Consider the following 11014-nt stretch of genomic DNA (forward strand, 5'->3'; position numbering starts at 1 on the left):
GCACTCGAACGACTCAAGTGCTAACAACCATTTTTATAATACTCATTTCTGCGATACATTTCAAGTGCCCGGCCATCAATTTATCTGATTTTAACATTAGGGTTTTACAGTTCGTACTTGCCACTCGACTGCAATGTCGTATGCACTTCGATCGTCATATCTTCCTCTCCCGGCAGCCAGTTGCGTCCGGACATATGCTTCTTCCAATAGGGCAAGTGGTATCGGTATATATTCAGTCTTGTCTGGAAGACGTCGGCATGCCGCTTAAGTCCCGCCGCATAGGCACGCTTAAGCTCTCGGGCTACCACCTTATTGGTCTCGTTCTCGAGCTCTTGCTTCGAGAACTTGCCTCCCCTTTCAACCAAATGTGCCTTGATCTTTACTTCCAGCTTGAAACGAACGCGGTCGCCTTGAATAATCGCATGCAATTGCTGCTTAACATGATCGACCGAAACAGTCGCTTTGTCGCCGTCCGACTCGATAGCCAACAATTCATGATTGAAATCTGGCTGTATCCATCGCAACCCTCGATATTCATTGTCGCTCATATATCCGATAAAGTTCCGATTCGAGAACAGGAATACGCCATCGAGCAAGTTGAACTTCATCGGCTTGTCCTTCTGCTTCCAATCATCCGTCTCGGTAGTCAAACTAGGCAGCATGACGGTAATAGAGGATTCATTCAATTGCTGGACGTACATCTGCATATTGATAGGCCGATAAGCGCTTATTTGCTCATACAACAATTGCGGCGCATACAGCAGACTGATGAGCGGAGAGCGATTAAACAGATTGTCGGTCGTGAACAGCTCCTCGATTTCCTCGCGCGTACCGAACATCCAGATCGTATACCTAGAAGCTCGCTGCCGGTTGAGCGCATCCAGCAGCTCATTGATCTGCTGCATCGCCCGCTCTTGAATGACGATCGATTTCAACTGTTCGATGCTTAACTGATATTGGGAAGATCTAATCAGCGAGCGAATCGCCTCGAATACCGTATCGCCTTCGCCGCGTCCGATCCATATAACAGGGCTTTTGTCCGACGTTGCCTCCTCGGTCTTCGCTACTGCACTGAAGCCGACCAATTCCCCATATAGGACGTATTTGCCATCCTTATAATCCACGCCAAGAGCGGTAACGTAACCGACATCCTGCAAATCGACTTCGTCCCAGCACCCTCCTAACAGCAGCGCAGCGGACAAAACAAGCAACCCCTTGCATATGTATTTGAGCCACTGAGCGCTCATCTGCTCTCGCTCCTTCTGCTTCTATGCCTCAGCAGATCCCAGGGCACTTGAATGATCGCTCTTAGCAGCTTACGCCATTCGATCGGGGCGATCGGCGCCATGAAGGGATGTCCGAACGATTCCAGCGAGCACATGTAGACTAGAACGACGAACACGCTGACGAAGAAACCGAATATCCCCAGTATCGAGGACATGATCAGAATGAATAGTCGAATGACGCTAACCGATCCGTTCAATGCTTGATTGACCAGCGTAAAAGTCGCGACTGCCGTTACAGCTGCTGCAACCAGCATCGTCGGGGAAGTAAGTCCTGCCCGAATGGCAGCATCGCCAACGATTAGTCCACCAACGACGGACACGGTCTGCCCAACCGGTCTGGGCAGCCGGACGCCAGCCTCGCGAAACAACTCGAACATGGCGAGCATCATGAACATTTCCATCGGGGCGGAAATCGGTAGCCCTGCCCGCGATACCGTTACGGTAGCCAGCAAATTGAACGGAATTTGATCCGTATTGAAGGCGGATAATGCGACCCAGAAGCCCGGCACGCATAGCGCTAACACAAGACCAAAAAAACGGAGAAGCCGCTCCATCGTCACGTAATGGTATGGCAAATGCGCATCCTCCGGCGACTTGATCAGCAGCGATAACGATGCTGGCGCGATGATTGCAGAAGGCGAGCCGTTCACTAATATAGCGATCCGCTTGCCGACCAATGCCTGAACGACGTAATCCGGGCGCCCATTGTAATCAAGCAGCGGAAATAAAGACAGCGGACGATCGGAGATCAGCTCTTCCAGCTGCGTCGAGCTGTACATCGCTTCAAGGTCGATCGCTTTCAGTCGGTTTCGCACCTCATCCACGATCGAACTCCTTGCTTTGCCATCCAAATAGAGCATCGCCACTTCCGTCTTCGTCGTCGTCCCAAGCGAGTAGAACTCGCAGCGCAGATCAGACGTCCGCAGCCGCTTCCGCACCAACGCCAGATTCGTATCCAGTTTCTCAACGAAGCCATCCCGGGGGCCCTTAAGCGATACCTCCATTGTCGACTCCTCCGGCTGGCGGCCAGGAGGATCGCTAATGTCAGCTTTATACCAGCGTTCATTGCAATTGACAATCAGAGCACCCGATGTAAGCTCCATAAAGATGGACTCCAAATCCAGCTCCTCCCGAATCCGAGAGAAGATCGGCGGCATGCTTGAATCCGAATTGAACTCCCAACGCTCGATCTCATTCATGATGCCGATATGCAGCTCACGGCTGTCAATCATGCCGATACAGTAATACATATGAATTTGCATAGCGCCTTCATTTACTGGGATATTGCGTATCGTCACATCACCGCAGCGTTCCACCAGCTCATTCCAATCCTGCAGACTCGGATTGCAGCTCGCTGTGCTTGTCCTCGTTTCCGATTCGTCCATGTTGATCATGCTGCTTTCCGCCTCCTTCCGCTTCTTTCCCATTGGCGCCGCCTGCGACGGCGATAACCCACAGAATGAGGGTCAGCAATAGAACGACGATGCCCGAGTAGTGAAAATAGCTCTGCAGCATATTTCGATAAAACAGCTGTCTTTCCACGGTAAGGTAAGCTGCGATTCCGATGAGGATAGACAGCCCAATAATGCCGTAATTTCGGCTCTTATCGGTCCGAAACATCAATTCCGACGCCAAGTACAGCGTAAGCGAGATCCGCACAAACGAGCCAGCCATCCATTGATAGATGGCAAGAAAATCAAGATGCTCGATGTAGTGTCCAATCGTAACGAGCCTCCATTGGGAGAACGCCGGGTACTTCAACTTGGCGCTCTCGAACGGACCGAACTCAGCGATTGCTCCTGTGACAGGACCAAGCGCAAGCAAAGCAAGAAATGCAAGCATTAAGACGAGGCCCCAGCGGTTCATCCTACCTTTCAGGTGCGGTTGAATGAGCACCAGCATATACAACTCCAACAGAGCGCTGAAAGCGTACAGGCCCCCGTCAAGAATCGATCCGAAGCCATGCTCGGCTATCGGCAGCATAAAGTGGTAATCCTTATGTCGGATATTCGCGGACATGACAAAATCCCCTAGGAAAACAACAAGCGGCAGCAGAATGCACGACACGAACGCAATCGTTCGAAGGCCGGCCAATGCGCCGTATGCGCAAAGCGCAAGGAAGAGGAACGTTACGACATAAGCAGGCGTAAGCGGCACATAGGTTGAATTGGAGAATCCAACGACATCGACAAGCGAATGGAAGCACGTGAATGCAAGCATTAGGAAAATGATGAGTATCAGCACCCATTTGGTCACACCTGGCACTCTCGCGTTCAGCCAATCGTTAAAGGAGCGTTCGCGGATGGAGCGAACAATGCCCTGAAGCGGAAATACAGCCCACAACATAGCCACTGGAACCGACACAAGCACGCTCAGCCATGCGTCGCGCTTGGCCGAATCCAATAACAGAGGAACAATAATGACATGATTCACGATTCCGACCGACAACGTCATCATCATGATCATCGGCCATAGACCAAAGTGCTTCATCGCTTGCATCCTACTCTCACCTCCATCGCCAATATTTTCCCCGCGCGCCTGCCGATCATACATGATTTGTCGAATATTGGAATGATGGACGACAAAAAAACCGATTCGCGTCATCCCTCGCCCGGGACGTATACGAATCGGCTTGCTCTTTCTACTATACAATTAAGACTCGTTCACGGTGCTGCCTGCTTCAAAATCCTGCTCCCATGCGGCGTCCGCCGCAAGCTGCTTCTTATAGACGGAACTCGATAAGAAGATGCTGATCTCGTACAGCAAGAGGAGCGGAATCGACACGAGCACATCCGAGATAACGTCAGGCGGTGTAATGATCGTACCGACCAGCACCATGACGAAATAGGCAATCCGTCTCATCTTGCGCAGCCGAATAGGGTTCAGAATGCGCAGCTTCGTTAGAAACATGATGACAAGCGGAAGCTCGAACAGAAGCGAGATCGGAATAAGAATATTGAATAGAAACTGAATGTACTGCATAACGCCGTAGGTTTCGATCAAGCCAAGGCTGCGAGACACGGACGTCGTGAAATCGAACGCCATCGGGGCGATGACGAAATAAGCAAAGGAAAGACCTAACAAGAAAAGCAGCAGCGCAAACGGAATATATTTCAACGTTGCCCGCTGCTCCTTCGGCGATAATGCCGGCTTCACGAATCCCCACAACTGGAAGAATCCGAAGGGCAGCACAAGCACCAGCGAGATGAGGAACGCGAACTTCATGTACATGCCGATACCGTCCCATAATGAGAACGTATGCAGATCAACGCCATTCATCGGTCCATCCGTTATTACGAATTCATACAGCGGTTTCGCATAATACAGCCCAATGCAGAGCCCGACAACGAGTACGAGCACCGTCCAGAAAAGGCGGCGTCTCAGCTCGCCCAAATGCTCCAGCAGCGGCATCATTCCCTCTTCGCGGATGCGGCTTCTAATTCCCGCCGCCGACTGATCGGAAGACTGCCGTTGTTCGGCCATGTTGGCTCACTCCTTAACCCAGCACACGTATCTGTTTCACTCGGATGGCGAGACAGCTATACGCGTTTCTTATGTATGCCATGCAATGAAAAACGGCTCCGACTATTCCGGGAGCCGTTTATTGTTGACTTGAACGTCGTCCACCTTGTTGATTTCAACACGTTCCTTCGACTTCTGATCTTCGTTGTCGCTCATCACTTCGCGAGCGCCTGCCTTAAATTCGCGCAGCGTACGTCCGAAAGCGCGGCCAAGCTCAGGCAGCTTGTTCGGTCCGAACAGCAGCAGCGCGATAACGACGAGCAGAATAAAACCCGTTGGTCCGATTCCACCAAGCATTGCATTCACCTCTCCAATATCCGTTTTATGAATGAAATTGTTGTGACATGAAAACGTACAACTATGTACTAGCAGCCGTGCAATCCGCCATAACCCATCGTTACGACATCCTCTTGTGTAATCGTGTCTCCAGCCAATATCCTTGGCAGCAGCACATCGAAAGAGGTATGCGGGTCATGCATGACACAACCCGGCAGTCCCATGATCGGAACTCCGTCCAAATAGCCGATTAACAGCATCGAGCCCGGCAGCATCGGCGTGCCATAGCTTACGATGCGTGCGCCGGCTTCCCGGATCGCGCCCGGCGTACGGTCGTCCGGGTCAACGGACATACCGCCAGTCACTAGTATCATATCATACCCGCTGTCAAACAAGGAACGGATATGATTGACAATTGTTTGTCGATCGTCAGGAGTGAATCGCTGCTCGGCCACCTCTGACCCAAGCGCCTCCAGCTTAGCACGGACGACAGGACCGAATTTGTCTTCGATTCGACCGCTATACACTTCACTGCCTGTCGTTAACAAACCTACTTTAAACTTGTTCAGCGGGCGCACCTGTATCGGAGCGGCTCCATCATTCGCCAGTCGATAGTTTGCAGCCAGCTTCTCTGCCGCTTCCACCTTCGTCTTGGGCAGAACAAGCGGAATAGCCCGAGTAGCGGCAACCGGCTGTCCTTCGCGGACGAGCGTATGATGCCGGACCGTTGCAAGCGCAATATCGCCAATCCGATTAATAGACTCTACCAGCTCTGGCGGGATAACCGCAAGTCCCGTGCGCTGCGCGCGCAGCGATACCTTGCCTTCATGAGGCTCCGACAACACAATGCCATCGCCCTGCAATGCCTCTGCCAGTCGGCCTGCCGCATCATCCTCGTGCAAATCATTATCGCCAATATCCAGCGTATAAATATGTGCCTTGCCAATGTCAAGAAGCCCGGGAATATCTGCTTCCGTAATAAGATGGCCGCGCTTGTATTTGCGCCCTTTGAATTGGCCCGGCACGATCTGGGTCAAATCATGCGCAAGCCGCATCCCGACCGCTTCTTCGACCGGAATTTCCCGCATCACTGTCGCCTGTTTGCCGTTCGATTCATTATCGCTCATTGGCGTGTTCCCCAATGTGACCGGATACAATGCCGAGTGCATGCGGAAGCTGATCGATCACGCTCATCAAACTTTCCTGTACGCCCTTCGGGCTGCCAGGCAGATTAATGATAAGCGAGCGGTCTCGTATGACGCTGACGCCTCTGCTCAGCATCGCTCTGCGCGTCCGGCTCATGCCATTCATGCGCATCACTTCCGAAATGCCGGGTACGAGACGATCCGCCACCTTCAAGGTCGCTTCAGGCGTGACATCCCGTGGACCAAGGCCAGTCCCCCCAGTTGTAAGCACGAGATCCGCCTTATAATAATCGGTCATCTCGATGAGCGCAGCCATAATCTCATCCTGCTCATCCGGCACGATGCGATAGTCGACGATCTCGCCGCCGATCTCCTCTTCTACGAGCTCTCGAATGACCTGCGCGCTCGTATCTTCGCGTTCTCCCCTCGAGCCCTTATCACTTGCTGTCAGAATCGCCACTTTCCATTTCATGAACAATTCCTCCTGACATCAGGATCTTTGAGCCGTGCTCAAAGTCACTCTGCTGCATAAATCAGGATCTTTGAGCCAAGCTCTAAGCCACTCTGCATACTCAAAGTCACTTTGCTGCTCGGCAATTTGCCTAACAGGGAGCTAGAATGACGCTTCGTCATTCCGCCGATAATCCCCGTTCTTCCCGCCGGTCTTCTCGATCAACCGTGTCGGGCCTATCGCCATATCTTTATCGATTGCTTTGCACATATCATACACGGTCAAACCTGCAGCCGAAACAGCGGTCAACGCCTCCATCTCTACGCCCGTCTTGCCGGTCGTTCTGACCGTCGCTTCGATATACAGCTCATCGCTGCCGTTATCGTCGAAAGCAATGTTGACGCCTGTCAGCGCAATCGGATGACACATCGGAATCCATGCCGACGTCTGCTTCGCTGCCATAATGCCTGCAACTTGCGCTACGCCGAGCACATCTCCCTTGCTGATTCTTCCTTCCTTGATCGTCAGCAGCGTCTCCGGCCGCATCGTTACTGCTGTCCGAGCGATTGCTGTCCGCTTCGTTACATCCTTCTCCGAAATATCGACCATCCGTGCTCTGCCCTGCTCATCGAAATGCGTTAACGATTCCAACTTGATCGACTCCTTCGTCCGCTCCAATACACGTGCTGCTCGGTCACGACGGCATCCATCCGCGCGTCATGACTGTCCATCGGCACTGCTGAGACGATCTGCGTCTCGTAGCAGCAGCCCGCCCATAATGGCATATCCGTCTCGCTTGGGACAAGTCCCCGAAGACGGTCGTAATAACGATCATAGAAGCCTGCCCCGTAACCAAGCCTTCCGCCCGATTGATCGAAGGCCAATCCCGGAACAATGACCATATTCGGCACAAACGCTGCATCACACCTCAGAGCCAATGTCGGATTCGGTTCTCGAATGCCGAAAGCACCAGGCATAAGCTCGTCCCAGCAGCGAATCCAGTAGGGCGTCATCGTAGCGCCGTCCGACTCGCATCGCGGTGCAGCTACGGCAATTCCGCTCCGCCAGCAGTGTTCGATGAGCGCCGATGTATCTAGTTCCGAACGCAGTCCGATATAAACCATAACGTTCGCTGCCCCTATGTCCGCGAGCAAGTGCGATATCCGTTCGCAAGCCGCCTGTGACCAGCTAACGCGATGCGCCGGCTCTACCGCCTCACGTCTGCGCTTCATGGCGACCCGCAGTTCGCGCTTCTCGCCGTTATTCTGTTGCATCATGAGTTAGCCCTCTCTACCAATTCTTGCAGCAATAATCGTTATTAGTTTACCATTGTTGAACAGCTTTCGCCAATGCGAAGGCTGGTTTCATTTTCCGACATGATCTTGCGAGAAAACCCTCTATTATGCCTTTTTTTAAGATGAGCGGCTTACAGTTATATCTAGACTTACACGTTGCAATGCTGTTCACAGGCCGGTGGTAGCTGTTTCGCCCTCGCCAACAAGAATTTCATCTTTCCTGAATTACACCGGAAACTTATAAATTCTTATGTGGTAAACTGTCACTATACGTGATTTCTTGTAGTTTTTAATTTGACCCATGTTGTGAATTGGAGGTTATCATTCCATATGCTGCTTCAAGTTTCCGACTTATCCAAAAGCTACGGCGTGACGCCGATTTTATCCCGCATTACCTTTCAGATCCAAGAGCGCGAACGAATCGGCCTCGTTGGCGTGAATGGAGCCGGCAAGTCGACGCTGCTCCAAATTATCGCAGGCGAGATGTCCTACGATTCCGGCACGATCTACAAAGCCAAAGAAACACGCATCGGCTATCTCGCGCAGAACAGCGGACTGAATTCGGATCGCTCTATTATTGAAGAAATGCGCGAAGTGTTCCGTGTGCTGCTCGATACGGAGCAGGAACTTCGCCAATTAGAGGTTGCGATCGCGGATCCCGATCTGCAGCGTGACGATAAGCGCTATGAGGAAACGCTCGCCCGCTATGCCCAGCGCTCCGACTGGTTCCGCGCAAATGGCGGCTTCGAGATGGATACGCGCATCAAGAGCGTCCTTCACGGCATGGGCTTCGGTCAATTCGATCCGAATACCGTAATTTCCACGCTGAGCGGCGGACAGCGTACGCGGCTGGCGCTCGCCCGCATGCTGCTGCAAGCGCCTGATCTGCTTATGCTTGACGAGCCGACCAACCACTTGGATATCGAGACATTGACATGGCTCGAATCGTATCTCCGCGGCTACAGCGGTTCGATCCTGATCGTCTCCCATGACCGCTACTTCTTGGATGCGCTGGCGACAGGCATTGTCGAGATCGAGCGTCATGCAGCGAAGCGATATACGGGCAACTACAGCCGCTACATCGATCTGAAAGCGGCGGAATACGAATCGCAGCTGAAGCAGTACGAGAAGCAGCAGGATGAAATTGCGAAGATGGAACAGTTCATTCAACGCAATATCGTCCGCGCTTCTACGACGAAGCGCGCACAAAGCCGGCGCAAAGCGCTCGACAAGATGGAGCGTCTCGACAAGCCGCTCGGCGAGCTGAAGAAGGCGCATTTCTCCTTCGAGATCGATCGCCAGACCGGCAAGGACGTATTGACGGCCGAATCGTTATCCGTCGCGTTCCAGGGTGCAGAAGAGCCACTGTTCAAGAACATCAGCTTCCGCCTTGAACGCGGCGAGACGGTTGCGCTAGTTGGTCCTAACGGTATAGGAAAGTCGACGCTGCTCAAGGCGCTGATTGATCGTCAACCGCTGGCCGCAGGCTCGTTCCGTTGGGGTTCGAACGTCAAGCTTGGCTTCTATGATCAGGAACAGGCGACGCTGACAGGCTCCAATACCGTGCTGGAGGAAGTATGGAGCGCATTCCCTCATCTAGAAGAAGCACGTATCCGCACCGTACTTGGAAGCTTCTTGTTCAGCGGCGACGATGTACAGAAAGTGGTTTCTTCACTCAGCGGCGGTGAGAAAGCACGCGTCGCGCTCGCCAAGCTGATGCTGGATCGCGCTAATGTGCTTATTCTCGACGAGCCCACCAACCACTTGGATTTGTTCAGCAAGGAAGTTCTCGAATCCGCGTTGATCGACTATGACGGCACGTTGCTGTTCATCTCGCATGACCGCTACTTCTTGAACAAGATGGCCGAGCGGATCGTGGAGCTGACACCAGACGGATGCCGACATTTCCTGGGAAATTATGACGATATGATCGAGAAAAAACAGGAGCTCGAAGAACTTGCCGCGCTCGCCGCAGCTGAAGCAGCATCCAGCGGTAAAGGAACGCGGTCGCAGGTTGCAATTGTGGACGCAGCACCTACTTCGAGCTCATCATATGAAGCGGATAAGCAAGCCAAACGCGATGAGCGCAGCCGTCAGCGCAAGCTGGAGCAGCTGGAAGCTTCGATCGCCGAGCTGGAATCCGCGATTGAAGAGTTAGAGACGGAGCTGACGAAACCCGAAGTGTTCAACGATTACGTGCGCGTTCAGGAGATACAAGCAAGCATGGATGCGAAGCGCGCTGAGCTCGCATCGGTATACGAGCAATGGGAAGCGCTCGTTGGGTAGAGGTGTTTAGGGAACGGTTGAGCTGCTGCTCAACCGTTTTTTTTGCGCTTTAGGCTGGCTCGCTTCTGCCGAGCGGGGGCATATGTGCCGAGGCGGGCAGCAGTAGGTGCACAATTGCACCTACGCAGCGTGATTCCTCCGAGGTGGCGGTCGTAGGTTCCCCATCACTCCAACACGCAGCACAACAAGGTGGCGCAGGCTCTACTTGCGTCAGCGTATGGTCATAGCTGCGATCCGGCGCTTTCAGCTCCTCGCTTGCACCTGTCTCCAACGGCGAGATTCGATAATTCGTGCGTTGTTAGGCGGGGGTTTGTCGTTTGTCACACTTAATTGGTTTCGAGTCAAGTTTGCGAACGATTAAGTGTGGCTGTGACACACTTATTCCAACCTGTGGGGCGAGATTCGATTGTCGGTGCGTAGTTAGGCGGGGGTTTACCACACTTAATCGGCTTCGAGTCAGGTTTGCGGACGATTAAGTGTGGTTGAGACACACTTAATCCATTCTGGGGAGCGAGATTCGAGTGTTGGTGCGTCGTTAGGCGGGAATTTGGCACACTTAATTGGCTGCAAGTCAGGTTTGCGGACGATTAAGTGTGGCTTTGACACACTTATTCCAACCTGTGGGGCGAGATTCGATTGTCGGTGCATCGTTAAACTAGGGTTTAACACACTTAATTGGTATCGAGTCAAGTTTGCGAACGATTAAGTGTGGCTGTGACACACTTAATCCATTCTGAGTAGCCAGATTCGATA

General features: G+C 52.7%; 10 protein-coding genes. 1 reads left to right on the forward strand and 9 read right to left on the reverse strand.

Annotated features, from left to right (window positions below; all coding sequences use genetic code 11):
* Positions 1–104: 104 nt before the first annotated feature.
* The 9 genes from SBI19_RS26760 to SBI19_RS26800 form a co-directional block, all read right to left on the reverse strand.
* Positions 105–1247, reverse strand: a complete 1143-nt coding sequence (locus SBI19_RS26760) for a Ger(x)C family spore germination protein (protein WP_317972584.1) — start codon at positions 1245–1247, stop codon at positions 105–107.
* Entirely contained in the window at positions 1244–2680 is a 1437-nt protein-coding gene (locus tag SBI19_RS26765) for a spore germination protein (protein ID WP_317972585.1), read from the reverse strand. Before SBI19_RS26765 ends, SBI19_RS26760 begins: the two co-directional genes overlap by 4 nt.
* Positions 2607–3785, reverse strand: coding sequence for a GerAB/ArcD/ProY family transporter (locus tag SBI19_RS26770; RefSeq protein ID WP_317972586.1), 1179 nt, complete (start codon positions 3783–3785; stop codon positions 2607–2609). The genes SBI19_RS26765 and SBI19_RS26770 overlap by 74 nt, the downstream gene beginning before the upstream one ends.
* 153 nt (positions 3786–3938) lie before the next feature.
* Entirely contained in the window at positions 3939–4769 is an 831-nt protein-coding gene (tatC, locus tag SBI19_RS26775) for a twin-arginine translocase subunit TatC (protein ID WP_317972587.1), read from the reverse strand.
* A 102-nt stretch (positions 4770–4871) separates the two neighbouring features.
* Entirely contained in the window at positions 4872–5105 is a 234-nt protein-coding gene (locus tag SBI19_RS26780) for a twin-arginine translocase TatA/TatE family subunit (protein ID WP_317972588.1), read from the reverse strand.
* Positions 5106–5173: 68 nt separating this feature from the next.
* A complete protein-coding gene (locus SBI19_RS26785; RefSeq protein WP_317972589.1) occupies positions 5174–6211 on the reverse strand; it encodes a molybdopterin-binding protein in 1038 nt (345 codons plus the stop codon).
* Positions 6201–6701 carry a MogA/MoaB family molybdenum cofactor biosynthesis protein gene (locus SBI19_RS26790; RefSeq protein WP_317972590.1) on the reverse strand — a complete coding sequence of 167 codons (501 nt, stop codon included), beginning with the start codon at positions 6699–6701 and terminating at the stop codon, positions 6201–6203. The genes SBI19_RS26785 and SBI19_RS26790 overlap by 11 nt, the downstream gene beginning before the upstream one ends.
* A 141-nt stretch (positions 6702–6842) precedes the next feature.
* Complete coding sequence (gene moaC, locus SBI19_RS26795; protein ID WP_317972593.1) at positions 6843–7289, reverse strand: cyclic pyranopterin monophosphate synthase MoaC; 447 nt, start codon at positions 7287–7289, stop codon at positions 6843–6845.
* 29 nt (positions 7290–7318) lie between these two features.
* Entirely contained in the window at positions 7319–7957 is a 639-nt protein-coding gene (locus SBI19_RS26800) for a 5-formyltetrahydrofolate cyclo-ligase (RefSeq protein WP_317972591.1), read from the reverse strand.
* A 348-nt stretch (positions 7958–8305) separates the two neighbouring features.
* On the opposite strand from SBI19_RS26800, the gene abc-f reads away from it, so the two are divergent.
* Positions 8306–10261 (forward strand): ribosomal protection-like ABC-F family protein, encoded by a 1956-nt coding sequence (abc-f, locus tag SBI19_RS26805; RefSeq protein WP_317972592.1) that lies wholly within the window; start codon positions 8306–8308, stop codon positions 10259–10261.
* Positions 10262–11014 lie beyond the last annotated feature (753 nt).

Origin of the sequence: Paenibacillus sp. CCS19 (assembly GCF_033239625.1) — a bacterium.
Lineage (GTDB): Bacteria > Bacillota > Bacilli > Paenibacillales > Paenibacillaceae > Paenibacillus_T.

Coding starts and splice junctions, on each gene's coding strand:
- SBI19_RS26760 (WP_317972584.1), bottom strand. CDS start 1,247: ATGAGCGCTCAGTGGCTCAAATACATATGCAAGGGGTTGCTTGTTTTG.
- SBI19_RS26765 (WP_317972585.1), bottom strand. CDS start 2,680: ATGATCAACATGGACGAATCGGAAACGAGGACAAGCACAGCGAGCTGC.
- SBI19_RS26770 (WP_317972586.1), bottom strand. CDS start 3,785: ATGCAAGCGATGAAGCACTTTGGTCTATGGCCGATGATCATGATGATG.
- tatC (WP_317972587.1), bottom strand. CDS start 4,769: ATGGCCGAACAACGGCAGTCTTCCGATCAGTCGGCGGCGGGAATTAGA.
- SBI19_RS26780 (WP_317972588.1), bottom strand. CDS start 5,105: ATGCTTGGTGGAATCGGACCAACGGGTTTTATTCTGCTCGTCGTTATC.
- SBI19_RS26785 (WP_317972589.1), bottom strand. CDS start 6,211: ATGAGCGATAATGAATCGAACGGCAAACAGGCGACAGTGATGCGGGAA.
- SBI19_RS26790 (WP_317972590.1), bottom strand. CDS start 6,701: ATGAAATGGAAAGTGGCGATTCTGACAGCAAGTGATAAGGGCTCGAGG.
- moaC (WP_317972593.1), bottom strand. CDS start 7,289: ATGGTCGATATTTCGGAGAAGGATGTAACGAAGCGGACAGCAATCGCT.
- SBI19_RS26800 (WP_317972591.1), bottom strand. CDS start 7,957: ATGATGCAACAGAATAACGGCGAGAAGCGCGAACTGCGGGTCGCCATG.
- abc-f (WP_317972592.1), top strand. CDS start 8,306: ATGCTGCTTCAAGTTTCCGACTTATCCAAAAGCTACGGCGTGACGCCG.